The following is a 14,132-nucleotide window of genomic DNA, read 5'->3' as shown; positions in this document are numbered from 1 at the left end:
GGGATTAACGTTGAAGCAGAACGAAAAGATGGAAAGTACCACGAAGCAAAAAATTGTGGATGTTTCCAAAACTCTGTTTGCACAAAAAGGCTATGCGGCAACTTCAATTAAAGATATTTGCGAGGGGGTGCAATGCAGCAAGGGAGCTATTTATCATCACTTTAAAAACAAGGAAGACCTATTTAATTATATAACGAAACAAATATTTACGGCATCATGGAGTCAATGGATTGAGATTGCATCGAACTATCAAAACATGATTGATAAACTCTATGCATTCGCTGATTTTTTTGTGGATTCGATGCAGAGGCAGCTTTCAAAAGCTGCAGAGGAATATTTGAAAAGTACGGCTAGTGAAGAATCACGGATCCAATTCATTGGTTATGTGGGCGAGTACATGAACAATTTTGAATCCTTCATAGAGGAAGGGATATTATCAGGCGAGTTTAAGCAAGAAAACCCAAAAGAGCTCGCATTTATCATATTGAGTTTCTATTCGGGCCTGGCTGATAGCTACAATTTCATGAGTAAAGATGAGATGAAGCTCATGTTCCATAAAGCTACGACGCTATTGTTGGAAGGGATTAAATCATAAGGAGGCATATGTATGTTTATTGGGGTTAAGGATCAAGAACGTGTTGATTTGACTGTAATTATTCCAGCCCATAATGAAGAAAAATATATTCAAAGATGTCTGGATTCAATTCAGAAAGCAGCAGCTTCTTATCAAGGCGGTATAGAAGTCGTAGTTGTCCTAAATCGTTGTACGGATCGGACAAGGCAGATTGCCGAATTATATAATTGTATAATCATTACGGAAGATAGCAAAAATCTCTCTAAAATTAGAAACGTAGGGGTACGCGCTGCTAGGGGAGAAATGATAGTCACCATTGATGCGGACAGTTGGATGGCAGAGAATATGTTGGTAGAGGTTGATACCCTATTAAAGACAGGCAAGTATATTGGCGGCGGAGTGGGCGCTATACAGTTTGAGAGGGTTTCAATAGGAATTATTGCTTCGGCAATGGTCATCTTACTCCCCCTTTTACTCAGATACGGGAATATTGCCGTTGGGATGTTCTGGTGTTATAAAAAAGATTTCGATGCGATTCAGGGGTTCAATGAGAAGATGTTAATGACCGAAGATGCCGATTTTGCAAAACGCTTGAAGCAATGGGGAAAGAAGAATGGGAAATTATTCGGGATAATAAGGAAAGCCACCCTGTTTACTTCGACCAGGAAGTTTGACACGCTTGGGGATTGGGCGATCTTTAAGAACCCGAAAATCATAATGGGTTACTGGACTGGCGGGAAAAATCAAAAGGCTGCCGATCTTGCTTACTATGAAGATCAGAAGAGATAGATGACTTCTTTTTTGCTGATCTTCGGATAGGAGATAGGGTTCATAGGACACAAGGACGGATTGCTTCGGCAGTCCGTTTTTTGATTTTTCTGAAGTTAAAAGAGCGGGTCCATCCATTTTATGGTATCCTATTTTTGTAGTGGATGTTATTTTATGGGAGATGCATAAGAATGATAGGGAATATGACAGTGAAGGAACAGACGATATTTTATCATGCAGGAAATACAATCAAGACCGAAGATCGAGAGATTCGAATTGTTGCCAAATACGAAGAGCCACTAGTAGTCGTATTAGGAAATGTGCTTAGTGATGAGGAATGCGATGAGCTTATCGAAATTTCTAAGGAACGATTACAGCGCTCAAAAATAGGGGAAGATCGTGCGGTCAATCCTATTAGGACGAGCAGCGGGGTGTTCTGTGAGGAGAATGAGACGGTTACACGAATCGAGAAGCGAATCTCGCAAATTATGAATATTCCAATTGAGCATGGTGATGGTCTGCAAGTTTTGCAATATACCTTCGGCCAAGAGTATAAACCTCATTATGATTTCTTTGCAGAGACATCTCGAGCAGTTGCCAACAATCGAATTAGTACGCTCGTGATGTATTTGAATAACGTAGAGGAAGGTGGGGAAACAACGTTTCCTAAGCTTACTCTTTCTGTGTCCCCTAATAAAGGTATGGCGGTCTACTTCGAATATTTTTACAACAATCAGGAATTAAACGAACTCACCTTGCATGCAGGTACACCCGTGATCAAAGGGGAAAAGTGGGTTGCAACGATGTGGATGAGAAAACAGAGCTTTCGAGTTGAATAGAGAAATATTTATTTCCCCAATCCAATCTTCAGAAAGTATTCAGATGATCCTCCACTTCCTCTTAATTTTTACTGCGTAAATTATGAGCAGAGAAAGAATGAGAATGAGGGGGATGATGAGATGAGGCTGCTTGAGATTGGTTTGATTATGATTAATTTTAGCTTGTTGTTCTGGGCTTTGATTACCAATTGGAAAGGCGTTAGGAGTTATTATGCTTTGGCGGTTTCCTATGGTCTGATACTAGCACAAATCTGGGTAGAAGGTGCCCGTTGGGAGATGATTCCGGCGTATGTGACACCTCTGTTATTGACTACACATTATTATTTCGTAAAACGAAGAAAAGGCAGCAGAAGGAAAGTTCGGGTTGCAGTTCAAGCTGGGCTGCTCAGTGTATTTTTCCTAGTCTCGATCCTCTTGCCTACAATGTTGCCAGTCTTTTCATTTGAGAAAATGACAGGTCCGTATTCCGTCGGAACGACGACATATCATTGGGTGGATGAGCAACGTAGAGAACCTTATTCGAATAACCCTGCTGACAAGCGTGAGCTGATGGTGCAGTTCTGGTATCCAACGATCAAAAGAGTCAATCTTCATGTAAGTCCTTACCTCCAGAACGCACGGGATATGACGGCAGCGATCTCAACCAAAATGATGGATCTCCCTGCTTTTACACTAAACAACCTAGAGCTTGTTCAATCCCGCGCTTGGCTGGATGCTCAGCTTTCGGATAAAGAAAGTCGTTACCCGGTGTTGATCTTTTCCCATGGGATGAATGGGTATCGGAATCAAAATACGTTCCAAGTAGAGGAGCTTGCGAGTCACGGTTATATCGTTGTGGGCATTGATTATGCGTATGAATCGGCAGCTTCGATGTATCCAGATGGAAAAGTCGCCTTAAGTAAGGTTGATCGCAATTTGACCTCAAATAGCCAGTATGAATCGCATATTCCGCTTTGGACAGCTGATGCTACTTTTGTACTTAATCAATTGGAGAAGCTAAATCAGTATGATACTGCGGGTCGTTTTGCTGGAAAAATGGATCTAGATCGGGTCGGCATGCTGGGTCATTCATTCGGAGGTGCCGTGACTTTGCAAATGATCAAGAATGATCTACGCGTGAAGGCAGCAGTGAGTATGGATGGTGGGTTCTATGGCCCATCAGTTTCGGAAAAAGGCTTAGGGAAACCGCTCCTTATGATGTATTCCGATGAAACGTACAGTAGAGTAATGACGAAATATGAAGATGTTGCGGGGAAGTTGGGCAATGTAACTCGCGAAGCATTCGAAGCCCCACGCAAAGAGTATATCGAGAAGTCTAGAAATGCCCTAGCAGGCGGTGGGCTATCGATCTTGATTCCGGGTTCGAAGCATGCAAGTTTCTCCGATCTTTCGCTATTTTCTCCAATGCTCGGACTAAGCAGTTCAGACCCAAGGCGGGATCATCGGATTGTGAATGCCTTTAGTGTTGCTTTCTTCGATCACTATTTAAAAGGAAAGAGCGACTCCACGCTGCAATCTGCGGCTGTCCAATATCCAGATGTACATTTTACAGTGAATGAATAAGTAGCTTTGATTATAACCAGGAGAGTCTATTAACTGACTTTACACAAAATTTTTGTCAGACCCTCAGCAAACGAAGAACTTATCGTGCAGGAGCTGCATTGAGTCAGCTCCTTTTTGCTTAACCGTTCATAATTACTCCACCGGTGATATGAAGAAATTGTCCGGATACATAAGAGGAATCGTCCGATGCTAAATAAACGTAGGCTGGAGCAATCTCATAGGGTTGCCCCGCACGTTTCATCGGAGTTTTGGCGCCCCAGTTTGCTACTTGATCCGCTGGGAAAGAAGCGGGAATGAGTGGAGTCCATATCGTTCCAGGGACGACGCCGTTGACTCGAATGTCTTTGCTGATTAGGGACTTAGATAGGGAACGTGTGAAGGCGACAATGGCTCCTTTGGTCGCTGAATAATCCATCAATTGTTCGTTTCCTTCATAAGCAGTAGAACAGGATACGTTTTAATAGAGTACTTCGGGGCGAAGGCTCTTTTTTATTGGTGTGTTTTATGTGGCATTTTTTTGACGTAATTAAGAATGCCCTTGACATCACCAAATAACATGTTACTATTTAACCGACAGGCAGTCGGTCGGTGATAGAGGAGGTAATTAAAATGAGAGTTGTAAAAGAAGCCGAGGAACGCAGGAACGAAATACTTGACGCAGCTGATAAGCTTTTTGGTCAGAAGGGCTTTGACGGTACTAGTACAAACGATATTCTCGAAAAGGTCGGAATTGCGCGGGGAACGCTGTATTATCACTTCAAGTCTAAGGAGGATATTATGAATGCGCTGATTGAGCGGTATAGTGTTCGTCTTTTAGGCGCGGCGCATAAAATTGGAGCAGACAAGAGTATTCCATTACACGAGCGCATTATTGGCGTTGTTATGGCTCTTAACATAAGTGACGGAAGCAGCAAGGAAATTATGGAGCACATTCACAAGCCGCAGAACGCGCTTATGCATCAGAAAATACAAAAGGTCATCATCAACGGCGTTCCCCCGATACTGACGGGAATCATCCGTGAAGGCATAGAGCAAGGATTGTTCAACACGCCGTTCCCGTATGAATGCATGGAAATGGTTGTGATATATGCGAATACCGTTTTTGATGATGATATGGTTGAAATGACGAACGAGGAGCGCGCTTCACGCATGCAGGCGTTTGTTTTCAACGTAGAAAGGATGCTTGGTGCCGAAAGCGGAAGTCTAATGTCCATCGTTATGCAGATGTTTGGCAGTGGAGATGGAGGCAGCAATGAATAAATCGGGAAAATCCTTCGGAAAATTTCTTCTTCTGTGGTCGGGACAGCTTACTTCAGCGATAGGTAGCGGGCTTACAGCGTTCGGGCTTGGGGTTTATGTTTTTGAGCAGACGGGAAAGGCATCGGCAATGGCACTGGTAATCTTACTTGCGTTTATGCCGTCGCTTCTTTTAAGTGCCGTGGCGGGAGTGCTTGCGGACCGCTATGACCGCAGGCTTCTAATGGTGCTGGGCGATAGTCTTTCTGTGCTGGGACTTGTATTTATATTGATATGTATGCTTAACGGAGAAGCGCAGTTATGGCAGATTTGCGTGGGAGTTACAATAAGCTCTGTGTTTGCATCGCTACTTGATCCCGCATACAAAGCTACGGTTACGGATTTACTTACCGAGGAGCAGTACTCTAAGGCAAGCGGTCTTGTCCAGGTGGCAGGCTCGGCGAAATTTCTGATTTCTCCTATAATTGCGGGATTTTTGCTCACTGTTTCGGATATAAAGCTGTTGCTTGTAATCGACATTTGCACTTTTTTTGTCACTGTTACTACTACTCTTGCTGTACGCAGCGGTCTTGCTTCCAAGACATACGAACAGACAAAATCGTTTATCCACGAATTCAAAGACGGTTGGAGCGCTGTTTCCGGAAACAGAGGTGTGCTTGTTCTTGTGATTATGACATCGGTGCTGACATTTTTCCTTGGAGTTATCGAAACACTTTCCATACCGATGCTGCTAGCTTTTACGGACAGCTCCGTAATAGGAACGATTGAAACCATTGTCGCTTCGGGCATGCTCGTATCAAGTGTGATAATAGGATTTCTTCCAATAAAAAAAGGTTATGTGAAAATCCTTTCGATTTCGCTGTTTTGTGTAGGAATGTTTATGGTGGCGTTCGGATTGCGCGAAAATATTGTTTTGATCTGTATTTCGGGGTTTCTCTTTTTTGCCATGATGCCGTTTGCAAACGTAAGCCTCGATTTTCTTGTTCGTACCAACATTGATGATTCCGTTCAGGGCAGAGCATGGTCATTAATAGGGTTAATTTCACAGCTTGGATTTGTTGCCGCTTATGCGCTTTCGGGTGTGCTTGCGGATTATGTGTTCACTCCTTTGTTAGTTGACAGAGGAGTGCTTGCTGACAGTGTGGGAAAGATCATTGGCACGGGCAGTGGCAGAGGTACGGGATTGCTTATTATTATCGCTGGGATTTTGTTATGTGTGACTTCAGTAATTCTGTACAACTTGAAATCGGTTAAAAAGCTTGAACGCAGAGGTGACTTATGTATAACAGAATAATCCGCAATGATATTTTAAAGAGCAAACTGATCACGCTGACAACAATCATATTTGTCGCCGCCTCGGCTATGCTTGTTTCGCTCGCGGCGATACTCGTCGTCAATCTTTCGGGCGCGCTAGATACGCTTATGAAACAAGCTAAAACTCCGCATTTTATGCAGATGCATTCGGGTGAAATTGATATTGCGCGGCTTACATCTTTTGCGGAGAAAAATAACAATGTGGATGATTTTCAGGTGATTGAATTTCTCAACATGGACGGCTCACAAATTCGATTGGACAATAGATCGCTTGCAAATAGTGTTCAGGATAACGGTTTCAGCATGCAGAGTGATAAATTCGATTATCTTCTTGATCTTGACGGAAACATCATAAACGTAACCGACGGCGAGCTTTATGTTCCAATAAGCTATATGAGGGACAAGACCACAAAGGTCGGTGATAAGGCCGTAGTTAGCGGAAAGGAATTTATCGTTGCGGGATTTCTCCGCGATTCGCAGATGAATTCCACGCTCTCCGCCTCAAAGAGATTTCTTGTAAGTAGAAATGATTACACGGAAATAAAAAACCTTGGAAGTACGGAGTATCTGATTGAGTTCAGATTAAAGGATTTGTCGGCACTCAGCGCATTTGAGACTGCTTATGTCACCGCAGGACTTGAAGCGAACGGACCAACAGTTACATATCGACTTTTCAAAATGATGAACGCACTTTCAGACGGAATGATGATTGCGGTAATACTTCTTGTAAGCGGACTTGTCGTTGCGATCGCATTTATGTGCATACGCTTTACGCTCCTTGCGAAAATCGAAGACGACTACCGCGAAATTGGCGTTATGAAGGCAATAGGGCTGCGTGTTTCCGACATAAAAAAGATTTATCTTGCGAAATATGCAGCGATTGCGGCGGTAGGCAGTATTCTTGGTTTTGCACTTTCGATTATGTTTAAAGGCAATCTTCTTGAAAATATACGGCTTTATATGGGTGAAAGCGAAAATTCCTCTTTTGCCGTGGCTTTAGGAATAATCGGTATACTGCTTGTATTCCTTGCAATTATTACCTATGTAAGTGGAGTGCTGAGACGCTTTCGGAAAATATCTGCTGCGGAAGCAATACGATTTGGCACTTCACAGGAAAAAAACGCGGGCGCAAAGCGTTTTAGCCTGAGCAGAAACAGGCTGTTTAACACGAATATTTTTCTCGGTATCAAAGATGTTCTCGCAAGGAAAAGACTTTACGCCACAATGCTTGCGGTGCTGGTGATTTCGGCATTTATCATTATTGTTCCGCAGAACCTGTACAACACGATTTCCTCAAAAAGCTTTATCCAATATATGGGGATTGGAAACTACGATATGCGCATTGATATTCAGCAGACCGACAATATCTCTGAAAAAGCCGCTGAAATTATTAAGATGATGAAGAGCGACAGTACCATTTCAAAATATGCTGTCCTTACAACAAAAACATTCAAAGCAAAAAAGGAAGACGGATCGGAGGAAAATATAAAAGTTGAACTCGGCGACCATTCGATATTCCCTATAGAATATTCCAAGGGCAGAGCACCCTCCGCAGAAAACGAAATTGCACTTTCGGCTTTGAACGCCAATGAGCTGAGCAAAAAGGTCGGCGATGTCATTACGCTAGTGATTGAGGGGAAAGAGAAAAGTCTCACGATAAGCGGAATTTATTCCGACATTACCAACGGTGGCAAAACCGCAAAGGCTGTTTTTACCGACAATTCGGCAGACATGATGTGGAGCATTATCTGCGCGGAGCTTTTGGATAAATCTTTTGTCGTCGAAAGAACTTCGGTATATGCGGACAGGTTTGTTTTTGCAAAGATTTCAGACATTGATGAATTTGTTACACAGACATTCGGCTCGATAATAAGCTCCGTCAGAAAGGTCTCCAGTGCTGCAATTGCCGTTGCGCTCATTATAACGGTACTGGTTACACTGTTGTTTATGAAAATGCTTGTCGCAAAAGACAGATATTCCATTGCCGTCATGAAAGCGTTTGGTTTTACAAACTCGGATATTAAGGCGCAGTATGTTTCGCGTTCGGTATTCGTTCTGATTGTCGGAATTGTTCTCGGCACGCTTCTGGCTAACACTCTCGGAGAGATGCTTGCGGGTGCGGTGATCTCCTCCTTTGGAGCGTCGACGTTTAAGTTTGCGGTCAATCCGCTTTCGGCGTATCTGTTTAGTCCGCTAATGATGATAGGTTCGGTACTTATCGCAACAATAATCGGCACATCGGGCGCGGGACAAATAAAAATTTCTGAAAATATAAAGGAGTAGGCATATGAAGAAGATTATTATCGGTGATCATATTGTAAAATCTTTCGGCGAGGGCGATGAAAAGCGCAATATTCTCGATGGAGTGTCTGCCTACATAGACGAGGGCGAGTTCGTTGCGGTTATGGGACCTTCGGGGTCGGGAAAATCAACGCTGATGTTTGCGCTAAGCGGAACGGATGGCGTTAATGACGGAAAGGTCGTTTTTGACGGTAGGGATTTATCGGCGGTCGGGGAGAATGAGCTTTCAGATATACGCAGAATAAAAATGGGATTTATTTTCCAACAGCCGACTATGCTTAAAAATCTGAATATTATCGACAACATCATTCTTCCGTCCATGCGGGGCAGCAGAAAAAACGCTGCAAAAATTACGGAAAAAGCAAGAGTTCTTATGAAAAGGGTAGGCATTGCGGAGCTTGAAAAGCGCGACATTACACAGGTTTCGGGAGGTCAGCTTCAGCGTGCGGGAATATGTCGAGCGCTTATGAACAGCCCCGAAATCATCTTCGGCGACGAGCCGACGGGTTCGCTCAACTCAAAATCTGCGCAGGAGATTATGGACATATTTTCCGATATCAACACGAAAGGTACTGCAGTTATGCTTGTAACTCACGACGCCAAGGTTGCGGCGCGGACGGAGCGTATTATGTTTATGCGCGACGGAACAATCGTAAGTGAGCTGAAGCTTCCGAAGTTTGACGGGGCGGATATGGATGGCAGGGTCGAGAAAGTAACGGTGAAAATGAGAGAAATAGGAATATGATATTAATTGTTAAGTGATACTCTGGCTATTGTTTCATTAGCAGAGGGGTGTCTCGTTCTGAAAAACTTTCACTTTTTTTATTTTCAAAAATTGACATTCATATATGCATGGTATATATTGGTCTATACCAATAAGCCATTAGGTCATAACTAAGGACAAATACATAAATATGGCACACTAATCGAAAGGTTAGGTCGCAAAGCTTTGGAATCTAAGAGTTACTGACTTATGATCGTCCGGCTGCAATTAACATTGTTAATGCAGTCTGGCGTTTTTTTGCGTTTAGGGGAGGTGAAAGGGTAGATGAATAAAAAAATCACGGCCATCCTGCTTATCGTTACTGGAATCGTGCTCATGGTATTTCCAAAAATGACGGAGATGTATCGTGATTATCAGCAACAACAGCTGCTCAAGGAATGGCAGGCGAGTCTTCATAACATTGACATCACGGAAGAACCTGTGGAGCAAGCACAGAAAGGCGTGAACCTCACATCTACCCTTCCCGCGGTTCGAGGCAGCGAAGACCATAAAGCCTTCAAAGAGGATGGGATTACAGAAGGAATTCTAACGATCGACAAAATAGATTTAGAGCTTCCCATTCTTCACGAAGCAACGCAAGAGAACATGAGAAAGACTGTCGCCAGTGTTGTGAATACGGGCAATGTGGGTGAAGTTGGGAATTATGCCATAGCCGGCCATCGAAGTCGGACGTATGGAAGGAATTTTAATAGGTTGGATGAACTGACTTTGGGGGATCAAATCAAGGTTAATAATGGAAGAGGACAGTTCGAATACACCGTAACGGAAAAGTTACGTGTCAAGCCAGATGAGGTGTGGGTACTTAAACCCGACGGCAAGGATAAGGAATTTACACTTATTACTTGTGATCCAATAATAAACCCTACCCATCGACTGATTATTAAAGGGAAAATAATAGAGTAGCCCAAATGCTACCTGATATAAAAAGGAAAATTAGGAGGAAACAGCATGAGCAGGCAGTCAAAAAGAGTATTTTCAATGTTTTTAACCATTATGATCTTTATGTTTACTATAGGTCAGAGTCTTGTACCTGTAATAGCAAATGCACAAGAATTGAATACAACCGGACTTGTTGATAGTTTCATGATTGACAAAACAAAATTGAATTACGGTGAACAGACTCAAATCACAGTGAATTTCAGTGATAAATCTGGAAATAAAATGAAGGCTGGAGACACACTAACATTAACACTGCCTCCAGAATTGCAAGGATTTAGTGGAACATTCCCATTAGAAAATGGCAAAGGAGATAATTTTGGTACTTGTCAAGTAACGAAAACGAATGTGGTATGTACATTTAGTGATACCGTTGAAAAACTTCAAAATATTAGAGGTTTTTTCTATTTTAAAGTAATGGGATCTTATATACCAGCGGGAGAAACAAAGACCATTGAAACTGATCTCGGTACTACTTTAGTTAAGCAATCGGTAACCATTGTTGGCCCAACTAGTGGCGGAACATCTACAAATTTTTTCAGCAAAGCCGGCGATATTCTACCGAATAATACCAATGAAGTGCGTTGGGTTTTATATGTGAATGATGGAAAGAAATATTTGAATAAAGATATTAAAATATCAGATCGTATACAAGAAGGACAAACGCTTCAGAAAAATAGTTTTTCCGTAGCAGTTAATGGTAAGTATATTTCATTGAATGAATATGGTAAGTATGGAGTTCGTATTGATATTACCAGCGATACCTCATTCGATGTTGTTATTAATAAGGCTAAAGGCAGTGGTTATAGTTATATTATTAACTATAAAACCGATATCACTGCGAGTGGAAAGAAACAAGATTTCTTTAAAAATAATTATACAGTCGATTACCAGATTCTATATGAAGATTCAGTATCTGATTCAGGCGATGCTCAGGTTAAAAATATTGATATGGGTGGCGCTGCCGATGGTGATTTACCACCTAAAGGAACGTTACGAATTGTTAAGCACATTGAAGGGAATAAAGATAAATTCATCCCAGATGTTTCGTTTAAGTTGTACAAAGAGTCAGGTGAACAAATTGGAGGTATCCACACAACGGGTGAACAAGGTATAGTTGAAGTTCCTGACTTAGTTGTAGGAAACTATTATGTACAAGAGATTAGTGCTCCAGATTATTTGAATTTTGACCCTGATAAAAAAATCAGCTTTAAGATTGATGCGAATGCTGAAAAAGGCGTTAAGCTTATGATTCCGAATAAAGTGAAAACGATGTCTGTATCAGGGACAAAAACATGGAATGATAACAATGCGTCAGATCGACCAGATACAATCAAAGTAGATTTGCTGCAAAAAGGTCAAGTGATCCAAACCCAAGACGTAACGGCAGCAAGTGGTTGGAACTATACGTTTGCAGATGTACCTGCATATGATGTTGACGGTAATGCCTATACGTATACTGTAAAAGAACAACCCGTAGCCGGTTATACATCCGAAGTTAATGGTTATAACATTACGAATACAAAAGTAGCGCAAACAACAACTGTAGAAGGAACCAAAACGTGGAAAGATGACAATGTGGCAGATCGTCCGGTCAGCATCAAAGTCGACCTCTTGCAAAACGGTCAAGTCATCCAAACCCAAGACGTAACAGCAGCGAATGGTTGGAAATATACATTTGCGAATTTGGCAGTAAATGATGCAGAGGGCAAAGCTTACACTTATGCCGTCAAAGAACAGCAGGTAGAAGGATATACATCCAAAGTCAACGGTTATGACATTACGAATACAAAAGTAGCGCAAACAACAACCGTAGAAGGAACCAAAACGTGGAAAGATGACAATGTGGCAGATCGTCCGGTCAGCATCAAAGTCGACCTCTTGCAAAACGGTCAAGTCATCCAAACCCAAGACGTAACAGCAGCGAATGGTTGGAAATATACATTTGCGAATTTGGCAGTAAATGATGCAGTGGGCAAAGCCTTTACGTATTCCGTAAAAGAACAACCGGTAGCAGGATACAAATCGGAAGTGCACGGTCACGACATTACGAATACAAAAATAAAGGATCCAGGTATAACACCAACAGATCCAGGAACAACACCAACAGATCCAGGAACAACACCAACGGATCCGGGCACAACACCAACAGATCCAGGAACAACACCCACGGAACCAGGGACAACGCCTACAAATCCGGGCACAAAACCAACGGAACCAGTAAATCCACTTCCACCAGTTCCGGGCGGTCTAACTAAAGTAGAAGGAACGAAGACGTGGAACGACGATAATGCGGCAGACCGTCCAAGCATGATCCAAGTTGACTTACTACAAAATGACAAAGTCATTAAAACACAGAAAGTAACAGCGGAAAATGGTTGGAAATATACGTTTGCAGATTTAGCAACTTATGATAAAGATGGCGAAGCTTATACGTATACTGTAAAAGAACATCCTGTTGCAGGATACAAATCCGAAGTACACGGCTATGACATTACGAATACAAAGATAAAGGATTCAAAACCTACAGATACGAAAACAAATGATTCTACATCTAATAAAGGTGATGACAATTCGGTATCTCTTCTTCCTAAAACGGGAGAATCATCTGCGGGAATGATCTTCAAGCTTGTAGGCATACTGTTATGTATCTTTGGAATCATCCTATTCGTTCGTCCTAGAGCTCAAAAATAATTAAGGCTCCACTCAATAGAGTGGAGCTTTTTTGCTTGCTCCACTCGTCTCTACTACCCTTTCTGAATCGCCCAATTGAGGCGAGTATCTTCCTCAAACTTTGTTTTGCCGGGATTTCCTTCGGCTCTCAAGATTTTCAAATCATTTAATCTAACGATGAAGGACCAGAGACTATCGAACCGTAGTTCTTTTTTATATTGACACATGAACCCGCATTTGCCGGATAGAATGTCCTGAGCGATCTGAAGAGTATCACGATTTTCTGCCTTTAGCAGGGATTGATATACATTGTGGTACCGGGTTTGTGTCGAGTACCAGTCGCTTTCGGGGCGATGATCAAGCTCGGACATGGATGGATCCATAAATTGATTGGTTGCAATGAGGAAGTTGTCCTCGTTCTCGGGCCTTCTTACTACGATTCTTTGCGAACAGCACTCAACAACGGCCATCTCGCCACTTTTATCTGCTAGAATGATGTTCTGAGCTGTGGATATAGGCAATGAGCGGAGCAGGGAGATTGCTTCCTCTACGTTCCGTGCTTTCTCCAGCAAGTAGCGAACGATGAACAAAAAATTGAATCCAGGTTTGATTTGCTTAGAAGCTACAAATGTCATGCCAACCGCAAGACCATGTTCATTCACTCCGTCTTCCTTGCCAATTAAGGCATCCCCTTGACCAATAAATGTATAGCCGTTATTCGGTCGATATAAGCAGCTTTCTGTCGTTTTTTTGAATTGGGAAAACATATCATGATTGCGAGCAAATACGATATCGTTCCCGTGTTTAAAGCAAAAACAAGTGCACCCGTATGCTTCACCAAAGACGCCAAGATTGAATAGAAAAGCCGCAAATGATTCAAAAGGATAATGGACCCCTTCCGCCATGCCTTTAATCTCTTCGAGGATTTCTGGATAATAATTCTTACAGATGGATAAAGACTCTGAACCAAACTTAATCTGATCATCATTTAATTGGATGACGGGGTCGAATCGGACCCCTTTGCTATACAATAAGCTTCCATATTTATAGCCCATGTCAAAATGATTACCTTGTAAACGCGGATGATACATCGATGGCTCACTCCTTCTTCAATTGACTTCAC

Annotated in this window: 11 protein-coding genes, 1 pseudogene and 1 riboswitch; of the genes and pseudogenes, 10 read left to right on the top strand and 2 right to left on the bottom strand. The window is 42.3% G+C overall.

The annotated features are described in order from the left end of the window. Positions 1 to 10 precede the first annotated feature (10 nt). From ACSBOP_RS18735 to ACSBOP_RS18720, 4 genes are all read left to right on the top strand, one after another. Complete coding sequence (locus tag ACSBOP_RS18735; RefSeq protein WP_442602019.1) at positions 11 to 595, top strand: TetR/AcrR family transcriptional regulator; 585 nt, start codon at positions 11 to 13, stop codon at positions 593 to 595. 12 nt (positions 596 to 607) lie between these two features. After that, positions 608 to 1,363, top strand: a complete 756-nt coding sequence (locus ACSBOP_RS18730) for a glycosyltransferase (protein WP_442602018.1) — start codon at positions 608 to 610, stop codon at positions 1,361 to 1,363. A gap of 170 nt (positions 1,364 to 1,533) precedes the next feature. Further along, entirely contained in the window at positions 1,534 to 2,181 is a 648-nt protein-coding gene (locus ACSBOP_RS18725) for a 2OG-Fe(II) oxygenase (protein ID WP_442602017.1), read from the top strand. Positions 2,182 to 2,301: 120 nt separating this feature from the next. After that, complete coding sequence (locus ACSBOP_RS18720) at positions 2,302 to 3,744, top strand: alpha/beta hydrolase family protein (protein WP_442602016.1); 1,443 nt, start codon at positions 2,302 to 2,304, stop codon at positions 3,742 to 3,744. A gap of 118 nt (positions 3,745 to 3,862) precedes the next feature. On the opposite strand, the pseudogene ACSBOP_RS18715 reads toward ACSBOP_RS18720, so the two are convergent. After that, positions 3,863 to 4,186, bottom strand: a pseudogene (locus tag ACSBOP_RS18715) (SDR family oxidoreductase); the annotation flags it as partial. Positions 4,187 to 4,353: 167 nt separating this feature from the next. Between ACSBOP_RS18715 and ACSBOP_RS18710 the strand changes: the two are divergent. The 6 genes from ACSBOP_RS18710 to ACSBOP_RS18685 all read left to right on the top strand — a co-directional run bounded on the left by ACSBOP_RS18710 (position 4,354) and on the right by ACSBOP_RS18685 (position 13,030). Next, positions 4,354 to 5,004, top strand: coding sequence for a TetR/AcrR family transcriptional regulator (locus ACSBOP_RS18710; protein ID WP_442602015.1), 651 nt, complete (start codon positions 4,354 to 4,356; stop codon positions 5,002 to 5,004). After that, a complete protein-coding gene (locus ACSBOP_RS18705) occupies positions 4,997 to 6,295 on the top strand; it encodes an MFS transporter (protein ID WP_442602014.1) in 1,299 nt (432 codons plus the stop codon). Before ACSBOP_RS18710 ends, ACSBOP_RS18705 begins: the two co-directional genes overlap by 8 nt. After that, positions 6,280 to 8,598: an ABC transporter permease gene (locus tag ACSBOP_RS18700; protein ID WP_442602013.1), complete on the top strand. Its 2,319-nt coding sequence runs from the start codon at positions 6,280 to 6,282 to the stop codon at positions 8,596 to 8,598. Before ACSBOP_RS18705 ends, ACSBOP_RS18700 begins: the two co-directional genes overlap by 16 nt. 4 nt (positions 8,599 to 8,602) lie before the next feature. Beyond that, positions 8,603 to 9,361: an ABC transporter ATP-binding protein gene (locus ACSBOP_RS18695; RefSeq protein ID WP_442602012.1), complete on the top strand. Its 759-nt coding sequence runs from the start codon at positions 8,603 to 8,605 to the stop codon at positions 9,359 to 9,361. A gap of 161 nt (positions 9,362 to 9,522) precedes the next feature. Further along, positions 9,523 to 9,609: riboswitch (cyclic di-GMP riboswitch) on the top strand. Between the two features lie 55 nt (positions 9,610 to 9,664). Further along, positions 9,665 to 10,303, top strand: a complete 639-nt coding sequence (locus tag ACSBOP_RS18690; RefSeq protein ID WP_442602011.1) for a class D sortase — start codon at positions 9,665 to 9,667, stop codon at positions 10,301 to 10,303. Positions 10,304 to 10,348: 45 nt separating this feature from the next. Beyond that, positions 10,349 to 13,030, top strand: coding sequence for a Cna B-type domain-containing protein (locus ACSBOP_RS18685; protein ID WP_442602010.1), 2,682 nt, complete (start codon positions 10,349 to 10,351; stop codon positions 13,028 to 13,030). A gap of 53 nt (positions 13,031 to 13,083) precedes the next feature. Here ACSBOP_RS18685 and ACSBOP_RS18680 read toward each other — a convergent pair whose 3' ends face one another. Then, complete coding sequence (locus ACSBOP_RS18680; protein ID WP_442602009.1) at positions 13,084 to 14,100, bottom strand: C45 family autoproteolytic acyltransferase/hydolase; 1,017 nt, start codon at positions 14,098 to 14,100, stop codon at positions 13,084 to 13,086. Positions 14,101 to 14,132 lie beyond the last annotated feature (32 nt).

It is taken from the genome of Paenibacillus sp. KN14-4R (genome assembly GCF_052180255.1).
Lineage (GTDB): Bacteria > Bacillota > Bacilli > Paenibacillales > NBRC-103111 > Paenibacillus_AM.
This window is presented reverse-complemented; position numbering and strand designations above follow the sequence as displayed.

Coding starts and splice junctions, on each gene's coding strand:
- ACSBOP_RS18730 (WP_442602018.1), top strand. CDS start 608: ATGTTTATTGGGGTTAAGGATCAAGAACGTGTTGATTTGACTGTAATT.
- ACSBOP_RS18725 (WP_442602017.1), top strand. CDS start 1,534: ATGATAGGGAATATGACAGTGAAGGAACAGACGATATTTTATCATGCA.
- ACSBOP_RS18720 (WP_442602016.1), top strand. CDS start 2,302: ATGAGGCTGCTTGAGATTGGTTTGATTATGATTAATTTTAGCTTGTTG.
- ACSBOP_RS18710 (WP_442602015.1), top strand. CDS start 4,354: ATGAGAGTTGTAAAAGAAGCCGAGGAACGCAGGAACGAAATACTTGAC.
- ACSBOP_RS18705 (WP_442602014.1), top strand. CDS start 4,997: ATGAATAAATCGGGAAAATCCTTCGGAAAATTTCTTCTTCTGTGGTCG.
- ACSBOP_RS18700 (WP_442602013.1), top strand. CDS start 6,280: ATGTATAACAGAATAATCCGCAATGATATTTTAAAGAGCAAACTGATC.
- ACSBOP_RS18695 (WP_442602012.1), top strand. CDS start 8,603: ATGAAGAAGATTATTATCGGTGATCATATTGTAAAATCTTTCGGCGAG.
- ACSBOP_RS18690 (WP_442602011.1), top strand. CDS start 9,665: ATGAATAAAAAAATCACGGCCATCCTGCTTATCGTTACTGGAATCGTG.
- ACSBOP_RS18685 (WP_442602010.1), top strand. CDS start 10,349: ATGAGCAGGCAGTCAAAAAGAGTATTTTCAATGTTTTTAACCATTATG.
- ACSBOP_RS18680 (WP_442602009.1), bottom strand. CDS start 14,100: ATGTATCATCCGCGTTTACAAGGTAATCATTTTGACATGGGCTATAAA.